Origin of the sequence: Aromatoleum diolicum (assembly GCF_012910955.1) — a bacterium.
GTDB lineage: Bacteria > Pseudomonadota > Gammaproteobacteria > Burkholderiales > Rhodocyclaceae > Aromatoleum > Aromatoleum diolicum.
Genome location: NZ_WTVQ01000023.1, coordinates 48,971 through 69,330, shown reverse-complemented (window position 1 = coordinate 69,330; position 20,360 = coordinate 48,971). Strand labels below are relative to the sequence as shown.

The 20,360-nt window shown below is 63.2% G+C and carries 17 protein-coding genes; 10 read left to right on the top strand and 7 right to left on the bottom strand.

All coding sequences use genetic code 11. From position 1 onward, the window contains the following. The first annotated feature begins 3 nt into the window (after positions 1 to 3). A complete protein-coding gene (locus GPA25_RS14390) occupies positions 4 to 1,014 on the top strand; it encodes a hypothetical protein (protein ID WP_169261103.1) in 1,011 nt (336 codons plus the stop codon). 48 nt (positions 1,015 to 1,062) lie between these two features. Here GPA25_RS14390 and GPA25_RS14385 read toward each other — a convergent pair whose 3' ends face one another. The 3 genes from GPA25_RS14385 to GPA25_RS14375 all read right to left on the bottom strand — a co-directional run bounded on the left by GPA25_RS14385 (position 1,063) and on the right by GPA25_RS14375 (position 3,606). Then, positions 1,063 to 1,533 (bottom strand): RDD family protein, encoded by a 471-nt coding sequence (locus GPA25_RS14385; RefSeq protein WP_169261102.1) that lies wholly within the window; start codon positions 1,531 to 1,533, stop codon positions 1,063 to 1,065. A gap of 165 nt (positions 1,534 to 1,698) precedes the next feature. Continuing rightward, the gene (locus tag GPA25_RS14380) at positions 1,699 to 2,823 is read right to left on the bottom strand and encodes an SGNH/GDSL hydrolase family protein (RefSeq protein ID WP_169261101.1); all 1,125 of its coding nucleotides are present in this window, start codon (positions 2,821 to 2,823) and stop codon (positions 1,699 to 1,701) included. Between the two features lie 282 nt (positions 2,824 to 3,105). Continuing rightward, positions 3,106 to 3,606, bottom strand: coding sequence for a hypothetical protein (locus GPA25_RS14375; RefSeq protein WP_169261100.1), 501 nt, complete (start codon positions 3,604 to 3,606; stop codon positions 3,106 to 3,108). A gap of 165 nt (positions 3,607 to 3,771) precedes the next feature. Between GPA25_RS14375 and GPA25_RS14370 the strand changes: the two genes are divergently transcribed. Beyond that, entirely contained in the window at positions 3,772 to 4,644 is an 873-nt protein-coding gene (locus GPA25_RS14370; protein ID WP_169261099.1) for a cache domain-containing protein, read from the top strand. Positions 4,645 to 4,708: 64 nt separating this feature from the next. Here GPA25_RS14370 and GPA25_RS14365 read toward each other — a convergent pair whose 3' ends face one another. Beyond that, entirely contained in the window at positions 4,709 to 5,632 is a 924-nt protein-coding gene (locus GPA25_RS14365) for a LysR family transcriptional regulator (RefSeq protein ID WP_169261098.1), read from the bottom strand. A gap of 147 nt (positions 5,633 to 5,779) precedes the next feature. Here GPA25_RS14365 and GPA25_RS14360 point away from each other — a divergent pair, with 147 nt between their 5' ends. After that, the gene (locus GPA25_RS14360) at positions 5,780 to 6,919 is read left to right on the top strand and encodes an alkene reductase (RefSeq protein WP_211163128.1); all 1,140 of its coding nucleotides are present in this window, start codon (positions 5,780 to 5,782) and stop codon (positions 6,917 to 6,919) included. 115 nt (positions 6,920 to 7,034) lie between these two features. Next, positions 7,035 to 7,718 (top strand): hypothetical protein, encoded by a 684-nt coding sequence (locus GPA25_RS14355; protein ID WP_211163127.1) that lies wholly within the window; start codon positions 7,035 to 7,037, stop codon positions 7,716 to 7,718. Between the two features lie 59 nt (positions 7,719 to 7,777). On the opposite strand, the gene GPA25_RS14350 is transcribed toward GPA25_RS14355, so the two are convergent. Together GPA25_RS14350 and zwf are read right to left on the bottom strand one after the other, a co-directional pair. Continuing rightward, entirely contained in the window at positions 7,778 to 8,761 is a 984-nt protein-coding gene (locus GPA25_RS14350) for a glucokinase (RefSeq protein ID WP_169261097.1), read from the bottom strand. A 55-nt stretch (positions 8,762 to 8,816) separates the two neighbouring features. After that, positions 8,817 to 10,277, bottom strand: a complete 1,461-nt coding sequence (zwf, locus tag GPA25_RS14345; protein ID WP_169261096.1) for a glucose-6-phosphate dehydrogenase — start codon at positions 10,275 to 10,277, stop codon at positions 8,817 to 8,819. A gap of 462 nt (positions 10,278 to 10,739) precedes the next feature. Between zwf and GPA25_RS14340 the strand changes: the two genes are divergently transcribed. Beyond that, positions 10,740 to 12,218 (top strand): carbohydrate porin, encoded by a 1,479-nt coding sequence (locus GPA25_RS14340; RefSeq protein WP_169261095.1) that lies wholly within the window; start codon positions 10,740 to 10,742, stop codon positions 12,216 to 12,218. 93 nt (positions 12,219 to 12,311) lie between these two features. On the opposite strand, the gene GPA25_RS14335 is transcribed toward GPA25_RS14340, so the two are convergent. Next, the gene (locus GPA25_RS14335; RefSeq protein WP_169261094.1) at positions 12,312 to 13,382 is read right to left on the bottom strand and encodes a substrate-binding domain-containing protein; all 1,071 of its coding nucleotides are present in this window, start codon (positions 13,380 to 13,382) and stop codon (positions 12,312 to 12,314) included. A gap of 261 nt (positions 13,383 to 13,643) precedes the next feature. Between GPA25_RS14335 and GPA25_RS14330 the strand changes: the two genes are divergently transcribed. The 5 genes from GPA25_RS14330 to GPA25_RS14310 all read left to right on the top strand — a co-directional run bounded on the left by GPA25_RS14330 (position 13,644) and on the right by GPA25_RS14310 (position 20,335). Continuing rightward, complete coding sequence (locus GPA25_RS14330) at positions 13,644 to 15,293, top strand: glycoside hydrolase family 13 protein (protein ID WP_169261093.1); 1,650 nt, start codon at positions 13,644 to 13,646, stop codon at positions 15,291 to 15,293. A 17-nt stretch (positions 15,294 to 15,310) separates the two neighbouring features. Further along, on the top strand, positions 15,311 to 16,999 hold the full coding sequence (locus GPA25_RS14325) for a glycoside hydrolase family 13 protein (RefSeq protein WP_169261092.1): 1,689 nt from the start codon (positions 15,311 to 15,313) through the stop codon (positions 16,997 to 16,999). Between the two features lie 53 nt (positions 17,000 to 17,052). Then, positions 17,053 to 18,321 carry an ABC transporter substrate-binding protein gene (locus tag GPA25_RS14320; protein ID WP_169261091.1) on the top strand — a complete coding sequence of 423 codons (1,269 nt, stop codon included), beginning with the start codon at positions 17,053 to 17,055 and terminating at the stop codon, positions 18,319 to 18,321. A 161-nt stretch (positions 18,322 to 18,482) separates the two neighbouring features. After that, a complete protein-coding gene (locus tag GPA25_RS14315) occupies positions 18,483 to 19,493 on the top strand; it encodes a carbohydrate ABC transporter permease (RefSeq protein WP_169261090.1) in 1,011 nt (336 codons plus the stop codon). After that, on the top strand, positions 19,490 to 20,335 hold the full coding sequence (locus GPA25_RS14310; protein WP_169261089.1) for a carbohydrate ABC transporter permease: 846 nt from the start codon (positions 19,490 to 19,492) through the stop codon (positions 20,333 to 20,335). The genes GPA25_RS14315 and GPA25_RS14310 overlap by 4 nt, the downstream gene beginning before the upstream one ends. Positions 20,336 to 20,360: the final 25 nt, after the last annotated feature.

Here is a 20,360-nt window from a genome sequence, read left to right as displayed (position 1 = left end):
CACATGAAACCCTTCTTTCCGGAAATTTTCGTCAAGGATCAAATTTTAGAGGACATAGTTTCCACTAACTATGATCTCGCAATTTTCGCTTCCGGGTATGAGCAGCGCTGCAGTCAATGCGCGGAAGCGCTTGATTTTTCGCGTATCAAGAAGTGCCTCGTCCTTGGCTTTGAAGATGAGGTCATCAAGGAATCTCGACGAATAAACGATGATATTTTCCGAGCAAAAACCGGCTCCGATCCCGTTATTGCCGGCTCAAACTTCGTACAAATACTTTGCAATGTGATATTTGAAAGCGTATCCGAGTGTTTCTCGAGAGGTCAAAAGGCGAAATTGCTAATTGACTACTCATCAATGTATCGAGAGTGGTACGGATATGCTCTTTCACTGGCGTGCGAACTCGTCAGTTCGGGTGGGGAGATTGAGATCGATTTTGTATACTCCGCGGGAGTCTATCCTGAAAACTATAGGAGGGCACTCGAGGAGATCGTTTTGGAGAGCATTGCACCACTAATGGGAATGGAGGGACTGTCTGCCTCTCGAAGCAGTTCTGTCGCTATCCTTGGGCTTGGATTTTCTCCAGTGGCCGGTTTAGGCGCGCTAGAGCGGTTGCAACCCGACAAGGTGTTTTGTTTCCTTGCGAGTCCCGCGTCCTATGACAGGTATGTTCTTGTAAGCCGTGATAGCAACGAATGCTTAACGCGGCGCTCTTCTGCGGTTATCGAGTTGCCACTTCTAAGCCTGTCGGGCGCCTACCGAGGGTTGGTTGAACTTACGTGGCCTTATGTCGATAGACACCATATAAACATCCTTCCTATGGGGCCAAAACCCCATATCCTTGCCTCGATGCTTGTTGCCAAGACGTTTAGATCAGTTGCGTGCTTGTATGGCAGAATTAAGACACCATACGGAATTGACGTTGTTGCAGATGGGCGTTTTGGGATCAGTAAGGTGATGATTGGCGGTGCAAAGGTCTCGGATGATAGGGAAAACAGTCTCAATACCGGAATCTAATGAGCTAAAGGGGTCGTGCTCGAATTGATTTTTGGATAATGCGGTCGTTCACCGCGGCTCGGCTCGCTCGGTGCGCTGAAACGAAACCGCAACAGGTCCGTGCCGGACGGGCCGCACTACGACCGTTCCGGCCATCTTGTCGTGCCACCCTTGCCGGCGGTCATCGAAGACAACCCAGATGTAACCGAGACACAACGGGAGTGCCGAGACGAAGTAGCCGACGTAACGGATCACTAGTTGCATCGTCGTCGGGGCTTCGCCCGTTTTGGCGTCAAGAATCTGTGCCTTGATCGCCATCTTGCCTGGCGTGGCTCGTTTCGCGGACCAGAACCAGATCACTGCTAACGCCGGCAGAATGTACGAGACAAGCGCATCGACGGCGGGCGGTAGCGCGAAGCTGTTGTGCGAATCACCGAAGATCAACATTATCGGAATCAGGACGACCAATAGGAGCATGCTGTCGATGACCGACGCTCCGAGGCGAGGCCAGAAACCCACGTATTCGAGATCTTCAAACATACACTCTCCATATGACAACGTGAATTTTCATATGGTATAGGCGTTTGCGCCTCTGCGAGCTGATTGCACCAAATCAGGACCGCGACCGCGGGGCGAGCCACCGCGGCAAGTGCGGGGAGGCCCCGGGATGGCGCCGCCGTAGGGCGCCGGAGGAAGAGTGCCGGCTCAGGGGGACTGTCGGGTCAGGCAGTAGCGGCTGAAGTCGTGGCTGGTCCCGTCGCTTGCGGTCGGCTGAGCAAGGAAAGCGCCATTCCCGTCGCGGCAGGCCGCCGCCGCGCGCGCGAGGATGCGGTGGGCCGCAGTGGTGGGATGGATGTCGTCGGCGAACATCGAAACGCTGCAGTCGGCACCGGGCGAACCGGCAAATCCGGCAAAGCAGGGCACGGTGGCGTTGGTCAAGCCGAAGTCGCGGCCATCATGCAGGGTCGCGTCTTTGTGTACCGCCTGGAAGAGCTTATACACGTCGAGCCGAATCACCCGGATGCCCTTATCCGCTTCGAGCCGGCTCAGCAGCGGCGTCAGGGTGGCGTTGAAGACATGCGATGCGGCGGTGGCTTCGCCACTCTTGCCGAACTGGATCGCTTCAGGAATCTTGCCCATGTCCAGTACGTTGCCCACCAGGATGGTCCTTGCCCCTGCATCGGCCAGCCTCCCAACGGCTTGGGCGTAGCTTGCTGCAGCGTTGGCGATCGCGGCGTCGCGCAAGAACTTGTTCGGCAGAAGATACGCTGCATCGCGGATGTTGTTGCCGCCCGCGAGCACCACGTAAAGTGTCCCGCCGTCGGGGGCGTTCCCCCCGTTCAGCCCCAGGAACACATCGACCTGGGTCTGGACTCCGGCGGGAATGGGCAGGCCGAGGGGTTCGAAGAACCCCAAGGTCGAAGTCCGCGCGCCGGCGACGGCGAAGTTGTTGCCACCCGCGGCCGTCACGAAGAAACCGCCAAACGCGGCGCCGAGTGAGAAGCCCGAGGGCGCCACGCTGCTCGATGGCAGGCCCATCTGTCCCGCTAAATCCTCCACCCAGAGCGGACCGTCGGAGAATCGCCCTTGGTAATACGGCGTCCCGGGATTCGTCGGGTAGGGAAACGGGAACAATTGCAGGGCGAACAAGTGGGTGGTCATGGCTTGAAGGTTGCCGGTATCCGACAGGCTGTCGCCGAAGACGTACATGTCGGAAAACGGACCAGCCTGGGCGGCGACCGGCAAGGCTGCGCAGGCCGCCGCCAGGCAGATGGCGGAGAGCTGCTTCCGGATTTGCCTGGCAACAGAGTGGAGGCGTGGAATCTGCATGGTGCTTCTCCTTAATGGTGGCAAGGCCCCTCCGGGGTGAGGAGGCCGGCGTGTGCCCACCTCGTTTACCCATAGGCGGCAGGAGAAGAAAGTGCAATTCGCGTTGAAGTGACGGTGTGGGTTCGCACGTTCTGAAAGGGGCCGTGCTCGATTGATTTCTTAGACCGGCCCCGAGCCAAATGATGATCGAAGAATGTACCGGATTCGTTCCGCACACCGGCCGACATCGGCCCACATTGACCCCGTGCACGAACCCTCCGTGCAGCGGCCCGCAAGTGTCACTCAGCGCGCGGATACATCGATCGACTCATCCAGCGCACGCCAGTCCGGATGGATGAAAAGCGTCCCGTAAAGGTTCAGGGCCTGGATCACCTTGAGCAAGCCCAGGCGCCGGCCGTCGACGGTCGTGGCGCGCTTCATCAGATCCGTGCCATCGACCATTTCGGCGAGCAGCATGTGCAGGTGGCGGCCGGCGGGTCCCGGCTTGATGCAGCACGAGACCAGCCGGGTGACGCGGTCGTCGATGGCGACGCCCAGTTCGCCAAACGTCTCACGCGTCAGACCGGAGTCTCCGCGCGCGGCGATGCGCGAATCGATAGCCAGACGGATGTCGTCGATGCCGTGACGCACGGCAGGTTCGACCCGCCAGCGCAGGTCTCCCCCTTCCTGACGAGTGAGCTCGTTGGCGAGCGGGTCCCGCAGCGCCGCGGCACCTGCCGGCATGGTCACGGTGACGAGCGCAATTACGATGGCAACAGCAGGTGCGAAGGCATTCGGGCGCATCGGATTTTCTCCTGGCGGTCAGTTCATGCCAGCACGCTACGCCCCCATGCCTGAACCGGAACTGAATGGATTGATTGTCTCGGGAGAACGGGCTCATCACGGGTACGAACCCGCTGGCCACACTCCTTGCTACCATTACCCCTGGTTTTTAGGGAGACAGCCAGAATGAGATCGACATTTTCGCAAATCGCCGCTTGCATCATCTTTTCAGGCGCGGCGATCGCCACCGCGTCAGCCGGCGCCGCCGAGTCGATCGCCGCAGCCGAGGCCGCCGACAGCGCCGCGGCGAGGGCGCTCCTTGATCGCGCCGCCGCACGTTACCGCACGGACGGTGAAGCCGCATTGGCCGCGTTCAGTCGTGCCGGCGAATTCGTCACCGGGGACCTGTACGTCTATGTGCTGGGTTCGGATGGCGTCATGAAGGCGAGCGGGGGGCCGTCGATTAACCTGGTGGGCAGGAATATCAGCGATCTGAAGGATCCCGAAGGCAAGCCATTCGTCCGCGAAATACTGGACGGAGCGAAAGCCAACGGATCGGGCACCGTGAAATACCGCTGGCTTAACCGCCAGCATGGCAAGGCGGAGCAGAAAGTGGTCTATTACCAGTCCGTAGGCGACAGCATCATTGCCGTCGGCTACTACGTCCCGTACGCATCGGCGGAACAGGCCAAGGCAATGCTTTGGCGGGCTGTGCATGAAATCAACCAGGACCAGCAGGCTGCGATACGCAGTTTCAACGATCTCAACGGAGGTTTCGTCCAGGACGATCTCTACGTCTTCGTCATCGGTGTGGACGACATGAACATGTATGCCCACGGGGCACAGCCGCGGCTGATCGGGAAATATTCCAGGGATCTGCGCGACCCTGACGGTAAATTGTTCGTCCAGGAAATGATGCGCCGGAGCAAGGACGAGGATATTGCAGAGGTCGACTATCTCTGGCGGAATCCGGTCACCCAAAAGACGGCGATGAAGACTTCTTACGTCAAACGGGTGGGACGCTATCTCGTCGGTGTCGGCGCCTACGCGAAAGAGTGATGGTTTGGCGTTCGCGTAGTGGTTTTGCCCCCGCCACGCGTGCATGCTCCGATCCCCCTGCGCATCACGCGTTCGCCGTCAGCATCTGCGCAATATCCGGATCCCGGCTGAACGCATCCGAAAAGTAATTTACGAAGCTGTTGATCTTCAGTGAGGGCCGGCGGGCAGGCTGGAAGACGACGTTCAGGGGCAGGGGAGGCGGGCGGAAGCGGGTGAGGATGGATTTGACGCGGCCGACGCGGAGGTCGTCGCCGACGGTCCAGACGGGCGAATAGCTGATGCCGAGCCCTTCGCAGACCGCCTGCCGGATCGCTTCCGAGCTGTTGGACTGGAAGTTGCCGTCGACGCGGACCATGTGCAGTTTGTCAGCGGCGTCGAGATAGATCCACTCGTTGATGTTCGCGAGGCCGGTATAGACGAGGCAGTTGTGCTGCAGCAGTTCGTCGGGATGCTGTGGTTCGCCGTGCTTTTCGAGGTAGGCCGGTGAGGCGAGGGTGGCGCGGTGGGCGGTTCCGATGCGGCGGGCGATCAGGCGGCTGTCCTTCAGTTCGCCGACGCGGAAGGTGACGTCGATGCCGGCCGCGACCAGGTCGACGAAGCCGTCGTCGAGCTGCAGGTTGACCTTGATCTTGGGGTAGCGGTCGTAGAAGGCCTGCAGGCGCGGCACGATGTGCAGGCGGCCGAAGGCGACAGGGGCGGCGACGCGCAGGACGCCGCCGATTTCGTGCTCGGCGCGATGCACTTCGATGCGCGCTTCCTCGAGCGTGTCGAGAACTTGTCGGCAGCGTTCGTAATACAACTGGCCGGCTTCGGTGAGCGAATGGCTGCGCGACGAGCGCACGAGCAATCGCACCCCGAGCAGGGCTTCGAGCGCCTGTACCTGTTTGCTGACGGCGGACTGGGTGGTGCGCGCCTCGCGCGCGACGGCGGAAAAATTTCCGGTTTCCACGACCCGCACGAAGGTTTCCATGAGGCGCATGCGGTCCATCGTTGCTCCATAGTATTCCTGCGGAGAATAGATGCTATCACTGCAACGGACTACTCAGCGATTCCAGGCATGGACATAATTGCACCAGCCCGATCAGCCGTCTGATGCAAGTCTTTCAACTCCCAGTTACCAACGGAACCCGACACCATGAACGCTCCCCTCCCGCATGCCGTCAGCAACGGCGCCGAAATCGATCACCGCAAACTCTTCCAGCCCGCGCGCATCGGTGCCATCGAAGTCGCCAACCGCGTCGTCATGGCGCCGCTGACGCGCAGCCGCGCCGATGAGGCGGCTGGCGACATTCCGGGCAGCGCAATGAACATCGAGTACTACCGGCAACGCAGCAATGCAGGCCTGATCATCAGCGAAGGCACGCAGGTGTCGCCGGCGGGCAAGGGCTACATGGCCACACCGGGGATCTATTCGGACGCGCAGGTCGAAGGCTGGAAACCGATCGTGAAGGCGGTGCATGAGGCGGGGTCGAAGATCGTCGCGCAGATCTGGCACGTCGGCCGGATCACCCACCCCGATCTCACGGGCGGCGCCCATCCGGTTGCACCGTCGGCCATCCAGCCCAGGACCATCGCCTATACGCGCAATGGCAAGGTCGACGTTCCGCAGCCGCGTGCGTTGAGCGTCGAAGACATCGCCAGCGTGGTGGATGAATTCCGTCATGGCGCGGCGAATGCGATCCGCGCCGGCTTCGACGGCGTCGAAATCCACGGCGCCAACGGCTACCTGATCGACCAGTTCCTGCGCGACGGGGCGAACAAGCGCACCGACAGCTATGGCGGATCGGTGGAAAACCGCGCCCGTTTCGCGCTCGAAGTCGTGGATGCCGTGATTGCCGAAGTCGGTGCCGGCCGCGTCGGCATTCGCCTGTCCCCGGTCACCCCTGCCAACGACCTGTCGGACAACGACCCGCAGGCGGTGTTCGGCTATCTGGTGGAAGAGCTGAACAAGCGCGGCATCGCCTTCATCCACTTCGTCGAAGGCGCGACCGGCGGCTCGCGCGAGCTGCCGGGCTTCGACTATGCCTGGGCGCGCAGGACGTTCAAGGGTACCTACATCGCCAACAACGGCTATGACGGCGCAATGGCCATCGCGGCGGTCGAGTCGGGCAGGGCGGACGCGGTGTCCTTCGGCCGCATGTTCATCGCCAACCCGGACCTGGTGCAGCGCCTGAAGCGCAATGCACCGCTCAACACGCCGAACCCGCAGACCTTCTACGCGCCCGGCCCGGTCGGCTACATCGACTATCCGACGCTGGAGTCGGTCGCGGCTTAATCCGCATCTGCACCACGGGCGGGCCCGCGCCGCGCGCCCGCAGTGCCCGGAGCCGAGAACTCATCCGCGTGCATTCCATCTAAATGAGTCCAACAACTCGAAGAAGGAGCGTTCCATGCACAGCGCGACGAAGACCTTGACGGTTCTGGCCAGTTCGTTCTTCTTGTGGGGCGCAGCGACAACGACCGCGGTCGGCGCCGACATGTCGTTCTTTATCACCAGCGTCGGAACGGGCGATGGGGCCAATCTCGGCGGCCTCGATGGCGCGGATCGGCATTGCCAGTCGCTGGCCGCCGCGGCCGGTGCCGGCAAACGGACCTGGCGCGCCTACCTGAGCACCCAGGCGGCGGCGCTTGGCGACGCCAATGCGGTTCATGCGCGCGACCGGATCGGCAGCGGCCCCTGGTTCAACGCCAAGGGGGTGCTGATCGCCAACAACGTCGAGGAACTCCACTCGCCCAATGCCAATTTGACCAAGGAATCGGCGCTCGACGAGAAAGGCGCGATGGTCAATGGGCGCACGGAGAAACCCAACCGGCACGACATTCTCACCGGCTCTCGCCCCGACGGGACGGCGTTTCCGCCCAGCCCGCCGTTCGCGGACATGACGTGCGGCAACTGGACGAAAAACGGTGATGAGGGCGCTGCGATGACCGGGCATCACGACCGTGCCGGGCCCGTATCGCACAGCTGGGCGACGTCTTGGAACTCCGCTCACATGACCCGCGACGGCTGCAACCAGACGGCGTTGCGCGGAACCGGAGGCGATGGCTTGTTCTACTGTTTTGCGGAGAAGTAGCAGGCTTGCGGGACGTCACGGCCGCCGCGCAAGCCCCGGACCTGGAGCTTGCGCGGCGGTCACGATCGCCCGGCAGCACGCTCGAGCACCCGCGCCGCGCCCAGCAAGCCGGGGTAGGGCGCGTGGATCACGTAGGTCGGGATCGACGCCAGATATTCGCTGAAACGCCCTTTGTGCTCGAAACGCTCGCGAAAGCCTGAGCGGGCGAAGAACGCGCCCAGCTTCGGCACGATGCCGCCGCCAATGTAGATGCCGCCACGCGCGCCGAGCACCAGCGCGAGGTTCGCGGCGATGGTGCCGAGCAGGGCGCAGAAGGTATCGACGGTGGCCACGCACAGCAGCGAACTGCGCGCCAAGGCGCGGCGGCTGATTTCCGCGGCGCTCAGCGGCTCCGCGGTGTGGCCTGCCACGGCGGCTTCGGCTTCATACAGGGCCACCAGGCCGGGGCCGGACAGCACGCGCTCGGCGGACACGTGGGGGTAACGGGTCGCGAGCCACGCGATCAGCGCGGCCTCGTGCGAATTGCTTGCGGCGAGCGTGACGTGACCACCTTCGCCGTCGAGGGGCACGTAGTCGCCGCCGCAAGGGATGAGGCCCGAAACACCAAGTCCGGTGCCGGCGCCGAGCAGGCCGATTGCGCGTTGCGCGACCGGTTCGCCGCCGCCGATCTGAACGACATCCGCTTCCGCCAGCGCCGGGAGAGACATCGCGAGCGCGGTGAAGTCATTGATGACCTGCAGGTGTTCGAGCCCCAGCCGCTCGCGCAGGGCGTTGATCGAAAACGCCCAGTCATGATTGGTCATCTTGACGAAGTCGCCGTCGACCGGGTTCGCGATGCCGAAGGCGCACCAGCGCGGGCGCGGGAGCGCATTTTCCGCAAGGTAATGTTCGATCGCTTCGGCGGGACCGGCGAAGTCGGCGCAGGGCAGGGTGCGCATCGCCGCGATTTCCCGCCCCGGCGCCGTGATCAGCGCGAAGCGCGCATTGGTGCCGCCGATGTCGCCGACGAGGCGCGGAAAGGTGTCGGGGGATCCTGAGAACATCCGTATTCCTTAGATCAATTCAGTGCAAACGGAATGCGCCGATCGGGCGGAGCCGTCAGATTTCCTCGTGCCAGGACAGGCCGTCGCGCGACAGCAACGCGCTCGACGCGGCCGGGCCCCAAGTGCCGGCGGTGTAGGGCTTGGGTCGTTCGCCCGTGGCATCCCAGCCGGCGAGGATGGGTTCGACCCAGCGCCACGCGGCTTCCTGTTCGTCGCGCCGCACGAACAGTGTCAGATTGCCGCGCATCACGTCCATCAGCAAGCGTTCATAGGCTTCGAGGCGGCGGCTGCGGAAGGCCTCGGCGAAATCCAGGTTGAGGCGCACCGGCTGCAACTGCATCACGTCGCCGGGCTGTTTGGCGAGTAGGTGCAGGTCCACGGTCTCTTCCGGCTGCATGCGAATCACCATGCGATTGGCGTGGAGGGGCGAGGCCGGGATGCCGAAGATCGAATGCGGCACGGAGCGGAAGTTGATGACGATCTCGGCGACCTTGTCCTGCATGCGCTTGCCGGTGCGCAGGAAGAAGGGCACGCCGGCCCAGCGCCAGGTGTTGATCTCGGCCTTCAGCGCGACGAAGGTTTCGGTGCGGCTGTCGGCGGCGATGCCGGATTCTTCCAGATAGCCCGCCACCGGCTGGCCGCCGCTGGCACCGGCGCGGTACTGGCCGCGCACCGAACGCGTGGCAACGTCGCCGGCGGTGAAAGGGCGCAGCGCGCGCAGGATCTTGAGCTTTTCGTCGCGTACCGCGTCCGGGTTGATCGACGCGGGCGGCTCCATCGCGACGATGCACAACAGTTGCAGCAGGTGGTTCTGCACCATGTCGCGCATCGCGCCGACGCGGTCGTAAAAGTCCCCGCGCGCCTCGACACCGACCTGTTCGGCAACGGTGATCTGCACGTCGCGCACCCATTCGCGCCGCCACAGCGGTTCGAACAGCGCGTTGCCGAAGCGCAGCGCGAGGAGGTTCTGCACCGGCTCCTTACCCAGGTAGTGATCGATGCGGTAGATCTGCTCTTCGCCGAAATACTGACCGACCTCGTCGTTGATCTGGCGCGACGAGGCGAGATCGTGCCCAAGGGGCTTTTCCAGCACCACGCGGCTGTCGCTGCCGATGAGGCCCGCGGCTTCCAGATGGCGGCTGATGGCGGAGAAAAGCCCCGGGGCGGTCGATAGATAGAACACGCGCTGCCCGTCGGGGCGTGCCGCCAGTTGCTCGGCGAGCGCCGCGAAGCTGTCGCCCTGGAGCGCATCGACCGGCGCATAGGCGAGGCGGGCGGCGAAAGTCTGCCAGTCCTCGCCCCTGAAATCGCGGCCCAGGAAGCGCTCCGCCTGTTGGCGGGCAAGGCTCCGGTAGCCCTCGTCATCGAGCGCGTCGCGGGCGGTGCCGATGATGCGCGCCTGCGGCGACAGCAGCCCGTCGCAATGCAAGTGATAGAGCGCCGGCAAAAGCTTGCGCATTGCCAGGTCGCCGGTGCCGCCAAAAATGACCAGATCGAGGGTGCGGGTAGTAGCCATGAGAGACCTCGTGTAGAGTCTGCGCTCCAAAGCGCTTTCGGTTGAAAGTTTGGAATAACACTACACAAAAAGCAATGCGGCGCAAAGAAAATACACAAGACAATACGGCGTGAACGGTTCTGGCGACGTGCTCTGAAAATTCCTTTATGCAGCAATGTTTTGCTTACACCGCGGACGCTTACGTCTCAAAGCAATTTCATTTGCATTGAAAATTACACGTGCGCCTGTTCCAAAACTACAAAAAAATTTGCCTTTGTTTCGTAGCATTACTACACTTCGCAGCAACTCGGGTCAGTGACCAGCAAAAGCGCTTCGGGTGTTGGCTTCGGCCGCCGCGGAGCCGGTGCCTGGATCGATCGCAGAGGAACGGCTTACCTCGGATTTTTCTGCCCTTCGCGAGTGCTCACAGAGGCGCCACGGGCGGCAGTGCAGCAATCATTAACGGTAGAGGAGACAAACAAAATGATGACCAAGCGCACCGCAATCGCTATCGGTATTGCCCTCGCGTTCTGCGGCAGCGCGACTGCCGCGGAGGATGGCAAGTCGCAGCGGGTTGAAGAGCTGGAAGCGCGTATCGCCAAACTGGAAGAGCAGTTGCGTGCGGTGACGTCCATGGCGCAGCAGGCCAATGAGGTCGCCCGCAAGGCGGACACCACCGCTTCCGCCGCCAAGGCCGCGAGCGAGGTGCCGGCGCCGCTTACCAAAGGCGCTGCGGAAACCGCATCGTCCTTCGAGTTCCACGGTTACGCGCGCTCGGGCACGGTGTCGAACAGCGACATGTTCACCGTCAAGGGCGTGGGCCCCTACATCACGCCGGCGGGCAATCTGGGTGGTGCGGTGGGCCGTCTGGGCCTGGAGACCGATACCTACGCCGAGGCGAAGATGCTGAAGAACTTCCGCTCGGAAGACGGCAGCTGGGCGACCTTCGGATTCATGCTCGCCGACGGCGTCAACAGCAATAACGACTGGACCGGTGGCGAGAACGGCATCAACGTTCGCTGGGCCTATGCCGAAATGGGCAATCTGCCGACCTTCAAGGGCACTGCGCTGGAGAATGCGACGATCTGGGCGGGCAAGCGCTTCGACAAGAAGAACTTCGACATCCACTTCTTCGATAGCGATTTCGTCTTCCTCTCCGGCACCGGCGCGGGGGTCTACGATGCCCAGGTGACGCCGGACTGGAAAACCAACGTGTCGGTGTACGGTCGCGACTTCCTCAATGAGGACGACGAAGGCATCAAGAGCTACGTCTTCACAATGAACAACTACGTCGGCAACTGGCAGTTCATGCTGAACGGCATGCATGCGAAGAACAACGACGTGAACGGCAGCGACCGTGCGACCAGCGGCTTGCACGGCCTGTTCGCCTACCATGCACCGAGTTTCTACGGGTTTGCCGATGGCTTCTCGAAGACCGGCGTGCTGGCAGGGCGGGGCCTGGGGGCTGAGGTCAAGCGGCTCGGCGCGGTCGGCAATCTGCTGGAAGACGCTCAGGCCTTGCGCGTGATGAGCTTCGGCGTGACCGATCTCGCGCCCAACTGGAAAGTCTCGCCGGCGCTGATGGCGGAAGTCAGCAAGGATCGCTTCAACAAGGGCGACGAGTACAAGTGGGCGTCCGCCAACCTGCGCTTCACCAACGCCATCAACAAGAACTTCGCGATGCAGTACGAAGGCAGCTTCCAGTACATGGACCTAGACAGCACCTTCACGCAGGCGAAGGGCAATTTCTACAAGCTGACCGTCTCGCCGACCTTCAAGCTCGACACCGGTGGGGGTTTCTTCGCGCGTCCCGAATTGCGCCTGTTCGCCACGTGGATGGGCTGGGACAAGGATCTGAACGGCTTTACCTACGACGGCGGCGCGAACGAGGGTTTCGGTAGCACCAAATTCACCGGCGACAGCAAGTGGCTGGTGGGTGCGCAGATGGAAGTGTGGTTCTGAGCCCGCTGGCCTGACCCCGATCTGCTTCGCGGCGTGGCCAAGGTGCGCAGCCAGCGCTATCCTGCCAAGGGGCTCCCCGGCGCAGTCCGGGGCTTACCCGGCGGGGGATTCCTGACCGATGGCCTTCCCCCGGCTGCGGCGTGCGGCGGCCGGAGGCGGGCCGTCGGTGTCGCCCAGGGCGATGCAGGGTTCGCCGAGCTTGTGCAGTTCGGGCAGCGGCTTGCCGGCGAGGACGCCGACGACGAGATCCGCGATTGCGCGGCCGGACGATTCGCCGGTCGGCTGGATCACGCCCGTCACCTTGTAGGTCAGCGGGATTTCGGTGGGAATGCCGTCATAGACGATCAGCGACATGCCCTTGCCGGGCTTCCAGCCGCTGTCGCCGAGGGCGCGCAACGCACCGACCCCGGCGACATTGTTGTCGACCAGCAGCGCGGTTGGCGGCTCCTTCAGCGCCAGCAATTTGCCGACAGCCTGATAGCCGCCGATGCGATCGAGCGATGCTTCGAGGATCAGCTCGGGATCGGGTTCGATGCCGGCTGCACGCAAGGCGATGACGAAGCCACGATAGCGCTGCATGGCGAAGTTGAGCTCCAGCGGGGCATGGATGAGGGCGATGCGGCGATGGCCCAGTGCGACCAGGCGCTCGACCGCGAGCTTGCCGCCGGCCTCGTTATCGAAGTCGAACCACGCGTAGGGCGTGCGGCTGTGCGTCCGCCCGTAGGCGACGAAGGGGAAGTTGCGTTCCTGCAGGAAGCGGATGCGCGGATCATCGACGCGGGTGCGCGCGACGACCAGCGCATCGACACGGCGACCGTCGATCAGGCGGCGATAGGTGTCGAGTTCGACATCCGGCCGCGACGAATGGATCAGCAGGTCGAGCTTGTGTTCCGCGAGCCCTTCGGTCATCCCCGACACCACTTCGCCGAAACGGATGTCACCGATGTCGCTCGCGCCAAACGGATACACGATGCCGACCGCGTCGGCCCGGCCCGTGGCGAGCTGGCGCGCCTGCGGGTTGGGCTGGTAGCCGAGCTTCTTCGCGGCCTCGACAACCCGCCCGCGTGTGGCTTCGCTGACATCCGAGTAACCGTTGAGCGCCCGGCTCACGGTGGTTTGCGACAGTCCGAGCGTCTCGGACAGCATCTTCAGATTGACCTTCATCCGCATTCCCTCTGCCTGTTTCAGGCACTGATGGGCCGGTCCCGACCGGCCCGCTTGATGACCGAAGTCTAACGAGTTCTGGAAATTGCATCGTGCGCTCGAAAAACAGTTTACATCCAAAGCGCTTCGGATTACGATCCAAACCGCTTTGGAAGATTTTATAAGTTCATCAGAAAACTTCATCAACAGCGGATTTTCGATGCCTTCCGCGATGCCTTCGGGCGCGGAGCGGCACGCCGGCAACAAGCGAGGAGCCTGATCTTGGAAACGAAGTGGTGGCACGACGCCGTCGTGTATCAGATCTACCCGCGCAGCTTCTGCGACGCCAACGGCGACGGCATCGGCGACCTCGCGGGCATCATCGGCAAGCTCGATTACCTGCAGACGCTGGGCATCAACGTAATCTGGCTGTCGCCGGTGTTCCGCTCGCCGATGGACGACAACGGCTACGACATCTCCGACTACTGCGACATCGCGCCGGAGTTCGGCACGCTCGCCGAGATGGACACGCTGATCGCCGAAGCCGCACGGCGCGACATCCGCATCGTGATGGACCTGGTGGTCAATCACACTTCCGACGAGCATCCGTGGTTCGTCGAGGCGAAGAAGTCGGAGGACAACCCGTACCGCGACTACTACATCTGGCGTGCGCCGCAGGCTGACGGCTCGGCGCCGGATACGCAGCGCTCCTACTTCGGCGGCAGCGCCTGGGAATTCGACGCGGCGACCGGCGAGTCCTACTTTCACCTGTTCTCGAAGCGCCAGCCGGATCTGAACTGGGCGAATACCAAGGTCCAGCAGGAAGTGCATCGCATGATGAACTGGTGGCTGGATCGCGGCATCGGCGGCTTCCGCATGGACGTGATCGACCTGATCGGCAAGGACGTCGATGCCGGCATCACGACCAACGCGCCGCGGCTGCATCCGCTGTTGCGCGAGATGAACGCCGCGACCTTTGGCGACCGCGACGTGCTGACGGTGGGCGAGGCGTGGAGCGCGACGCCCGAGATCGCGAAGCTCTACTCCGACCCGCTGCGCCACGAGTTGTCGATGGTGTTCCAGTTCGAGCACATCACGATCACGCACGACCCCGTCGAGGGGAAGTGGAAGCCGCGTGCCTTCGACCTGCGCGAGTTCAAGAAGGTGATCACAAAATGGCAGACCGCGCTTGCCGACACTGGCTGGAACTCGCTGTTCTGGTGCAACCATGACCTGCCGCGTGCGGTGTCGAAGTACGGCGACCCGGGGCGCTACCGCGTCGAGTCGGCGAAGATGCTCGCGACCGCGCTGCATTTCCTGAGGGGCACGCCCTACGTCTATCAGGGCGAGGAAATCGGCATGACCAACGTGCGTTTCGAGTCGATCGACGACTACCGGGACATCGAATCGCTGAATCTGTACCGCGAGCGCACCGCAGCGGGCGTGTCGCACGCGGCGATGATGGAAGGCATCTACGCCAACGGCCGCGACAACGCGCGTACGCCGATGCAGTGGGACGCGAGCGACAACGCCGGTTTCTCAAGCGGACAGCCGTGGCTGAAGGTGAATCCCAACTACTGCGAGATCAACGCCGCCGCGGCGCTCGCCGATCGGGACTCGATTTTCCATCACTACCGCCGGCTGATCGCGCTGCGCAAGGCGCACCCGGCGATCGTACATGGCGACTACCGACCGCTCTTCGAGGCGCATCCGCAGGTGTTCGCCTACGAACGCCGCCTCGGCGACGAGCGCATCGTGGTGATCAACAACTTCACTGCGCAGCCGGTCGAGCTGGAACTGCCGGCCGGCCTGCGCGGTATCCCGGGCAAATGCCTGGTGAGCAACTACACCCCCTGCAGCGAACTGGGCAACGACCTCGTGCTGCAGCCCTACGAATCCTTCGCCATCGCGCTCGACGCGCGGGCGGCCTGACGAGAGGAATCCCCAAAATGACAGAACAAGGCAAGAAGACGGTGAAAACGCAGTGGTGGAAGGAGGCGGTCGCCTACCAGATCTACCCGCGCAGCTTTATGGACTCCAACGGCGACGGCATCGGCGACCTCAATGGCATCACCGCACGCCTCGACTATCTCAAGTCGCTCGGCATCGACGTGATCTGGATCTGCCCGATGTACAAGTCGCCCAATGACGACAACGGCTACGACATCGCCGACTACCAGGCAATCATGGACGAGTTCGGCACGATGGCCGACTTCGACCGCTTGCTGGAGGAGGTGCACGCCCGCGGCATGCGCCTGATTCTCGACCTGGTGGTCAATCACACCAGCGACGAGCATCCGTGGTTCATCGAATCGCGCTCGTCGAAGGACAACCCCAAACGCGACTGGTATGTGTGGCGCGACGGCAAGGGTGGCCGTGAGCCGAACAACTGGGAAAGTATCTTCAAGGGCTCGGCATGGAAATACGACGAGACCACGGGCCAGTATTTCCTGCACCTCTTCTCGACGCGCCAGCCCGACCTGAACTGGGAGAACCCGGAGGTGCGCACCGCGATCAACGACATGGTGCGCTGGTGGCTGGACAAGGGCATCGACGGTTTCCGCCTCGACGCCGTGAGCCACATGAAGAAGGTGGCCGGGCTACCCGACATGCCGAACCCGCAAGGGCTCGACCATGTGTCCTGCCTGGACATGCACATGAACGTCGACGGCGTGCTCGACTACATGGACGACCTGTGCCAGAACAGCTTCGCCGACTACGACATCATGACGGTGGGCGAGGCCAATGGCGTGTCCGCCGATCAGGCGCGCGATTGGGTCGGCACCGACCGCAACCGCCTCAACATGATCTTCCAGTTCGAGCACCTGCACCTGTGGGCGCAGGACCCGAAGGCGGCGCTGGACGTCGTCGCGCTGAAGAAGGTCTTCTCGCGCTGGCAGGGCACGCTGCATCAGGTCGGCTGGAACGCGCTGTTCCTCGAGAACCACGACATCCCGCGCATCGTGTCGAAGTGGGGCGATGTCGAGCACTACTGGCGCGAGAGCGCGACCGCGCTCGCGACAATGTATTTCCTGATGGAGGGCACGCCCTTCATCTATCAGGGCCAGGAGATCGGGATGACCAACACCCGCTTCGACGGCATCGAGGACTTCAACGACGTGTTCGCGAAGAACGAATACGCGCTGCAGCGGGCGCAGGGCGTGCCGGCCTCCGACATCATCGCCGGGCTGGCGGTCACCTCGCGCGACAACTCGCGCACGCCGATGCAGTGGGACGCCACGGCCAACGCCGGTTTCACCGGCGGGACACCGTGGCTGAAGGTGAATCCGAACTACCCGGCGATCAACGTCGCGCAGCAGGAAGGCGACCCCGATTCGATCCTGAATTACTACCGCCGGCTGATCGCGCTGCGCAAGGCCGAACCGGCGCTGGTGCACGGCCGCTATGCGCTGCTGCTGGAGAGCGATCCGCAGATCTACGCCTACACGCGCACGCTGGGCAGCGAGCAGATCGTCGTGATGGCCAACCTGACCGGCAGGGAAGCGCGCTGCGAGCACCACGGTTTCGCGCTGCGCCACGAAGACCTGCTGCTCGCGAATTACCCGGTCGCGCCGCACGAAGACACCCGCCGGCTGACGCTGCGCCCCTTTGAAGCCCGCGTCTATCGCGTGAGCTGAGCCGGCACCGAACACACACTACCGAAACTCAAGATTACGGAGGAGACACCACCATGAAGAAACTGCTACCCGCCGCGCTTGGCGCCCTGTTGTTCGCGGCACTTCCCGCCGCGCATGCCGACACGCTCAAGATGGCGTGCAACATCTCGGGGGCGATGAAGCCCTTCTGCGAGCACATCAAGCAGCGTTTCGAACAGGAAACGCCGCACAAGCTCGCGTTCGTCGAAATGCCCGCCGCATCCGACGAGAAACTTGCGCTGTTTCAGCAGATCTTCGCCGCCAAGGACGGCAACGCGGTCGACGTATTGTCGATCGACGTGATCTGGGTCGGCCTGCTGGACAAGCACATGCTCGACCTGACCGACAAGGTGAAGGACCTGGAGCCGGCCTTCTTCCCCAACAACTGGAAGAACAACATCGTCAACGGCCGGATCAAGGCCGTGCCGGGACAGGTCGATGCCGGGATGATGTACTACCGCAAGGACCTGCTGGAAAAGTACAAGGAGCAGCCGCCCAAGACCTGGGAAGACCTGACCCGCATCGCGACGAAGATCCAGAAGGCCGAGCGCGACGCGGGGCAGAAGAACTTCTGGGGCTTCGTGTTCCAGGGCAAGGCCTACGAGGGCCTCTCCTGCGACGTGATGGAGTGGGTTGCGTCCTACAACGGCGGCACTTTCGTCGACGCCGCCGGCAACGTGACGATCAACAACCCGAAGGCGGCGAAGGCTCTGAACACCGCCGCGAGCTGGGTCGGCACGATCGCGCCGAAGGGCGTGATGGGTTACCAGGAAGAGGAGTCGCGCGCGGTGTTCCAGAACGGCGACGCGCTCTTCATGCGCAACTGGCCCTACGCCTACCTGCTGACGCAGGACGCGACCAGCCCGGTCAAGGGCAAGGTCGGCGTGCTGCCGATCCCGAAGGGCGGCGAGGACGGCCTGCATGCCGCGACGCTCGGCGGCTGGCAGTGGGGCGTGAGCGCGTACTCGAAGAACCCGGATGCGGCGGTGAAGCTGGTGCGCATCCTCTCGGAAGCCGATACGCAGAAACGCGCCTTCATGCTGCTGGGCATTCCGCCCGCGCGCATCGATACCTACCAGGATGCCGAAGTGCAGGCCAAGGCGCCGTACCTCGCGGAGTTCAAGGACGTGTTCGCGAATGCCGTGCCGCGTCCCTCGACCGCTACGCGTTCGCAGTTCCCGAAGGTGTCGAAGGCGATGTTCAACGCCGGCTACGACGTGCTGAGCGGCCGCGCGACCGGCGAGCAGGCGGTGGCCGACCTCGAGGACAAGCTCAAGCGCATCAAGGGCAGGGAATGGAAGTAAGCAGGGAGTCGACGTATCGGCATCCGTAATGCCGGCGGGGCCGAGCGAAGGTCCGGCCCCGCCGATCGGCGTACGCAATCGCCTGTCGCGCCTTTCGAACCTATAACCAACGAAAGGCGCGCGCCTCGCGGATGCCCGTCGAACCTTTGGAGGAAAAATCAATGAGTCACAATTCCGAGAGCCTGCTGCCATCGGCTGCAGTCGCGCCCCCGGCGCCCGCGCAGGCGGCCCCGGCGAAAGCCACGGGCCGCAAGCGCAGCCTGCAGCAACGGCGCGCCCGTGCCGCCTGGCTGCTGGTCGCCCCCGCGCTGATCCTGCTGTTCGCCGTCGCCGGTTGGCCGCTGCTGCGCACGCTGTTCTACAGCTTTACCGACGCCGCGATGGATACCCCCGAGGAGTACAACTTCGTCGGGCTGGCGAACTATCTCGACTTCGCCGACGGCGAGCGCTTCGGCGTCCTCGCCGACCCGCTGTGGTGGCAGGCGGTCGGCAACACGCTGTGGTTCACGGCCTGCTCGGTGTCGCTGGAACTGTTCTTCGGCATGCTGCTCGCGTTGCTGATGAACGAGAAGTTTCGCGGGCAGGGTCTCGTGCGTGCGGCGATCCTCGTGCCGTGGGCGATCCCGACGATCGTGACGGCGAAGATGTGGGGCTGGATGTTCCACGACCAGTACGGCGTGATCAACGACCTGCTGCTGCGCGTCGGCCTGATCGAGACGCCGCTCGCGTGGATCGCCGAACCGACGCTGTCGATGTGGGCGGTGGTGATCGCCGATGTGTGGAAAACGGTGCCCTTCATGGCGCTGATGCTGCTCGCCGCGCTGCAGATGATCCCGTCCGACCTCTACGAGGCGGCGCGTGTGGATGGCGCGACCGCGTGGCAGCGTTTCCGCCGCATCACGCTGCCGCTGATCATGCCGGCGATGATCGTCGCGCTGATCTTCCGCGTGATGGATGCGCTGCGCGTGTTCGACCTGATCTACGTGCTGACTTCGAACAGCGAGGCGACGATCTCGATCTCGGGCTACGCCCGCGAACAGATGGTGTCCTTCCAGGAGATGGGGGTCGGTTCGGCCGCGTCGGTGCTGGTGTTCATGATGGTTGCAGGCATCGCCGCATGCTTCCTGTGGATCAACCGCTTCAGCCACGAAGGCAAGGAGGCCGGGCAATGAAACTCACACGCCAACAGAGAGAGCTGGGCGCGAAATTCTGGATCTACCTGGCGGCCCTGATCGTCAGCGTGATCTGCGTGTTCCCGTTCTACAACGCGATCCTGACCTCGCTGCGCACAGGGCAGGATCTGTTCCTGACGAACTACCTGCCGACCACCTTCCACTGGGAGAACTACGTCAATGCGCTGGGCGAGAACGGGGTCGGACGCAGCCTGTTGAACTCCTTCCTCGTCGCGACGGTGACGGTGGGGATCTGCCTGATGGTGTCGATCACCGCGGCCTTCGCGCTGGCACGGGTGCGCTTCCGCGGCCGCAAGTACATCCTCTTCACGATCCTGTGCGTGTCGATGTTCCCGCAGGTTGCGGTGCTGTCGGGGATGTTCGAGCTGGTGCGCTTCCTCGGCCTGTACGACTCGATCGGCTCGCTGATCCTGTCCTACACGACCTTCTCGCTGCCCTTCACGGTGTGGGTGCTGACGACCTTCATGCGCTCACTGCCGGTGGAGCTGGAGGAGGCCGCGATCGTCGATGGCGCGAGCCTGTGGGTGATCATCACCAAGGTGTTCGCGCCCATCATGGGGCCGTCGCTGGTGACGACCGGGCTGCTCGCCTTCATCGGTGCGTGGAACGAGTTCATGTTCGCGCTGACCTTCATCATCTCCAACGAGAACCGCACCGTGCCGGTCGCGATCGGCATGCTGCAGGGCGCCTCGCAGTACGAACTGCCGTGGGGGCACATCATGGCCGCGTCGGTGGTCGTGACGATCCCGATCATCGTGCTGGTGCTGATCTTCCAGAAGCGCATCGTCAGCGGGCTCACCGCCGGCGCCGTCAAAGGCTAATCACGAATAGAACCCGGCGCGCCCC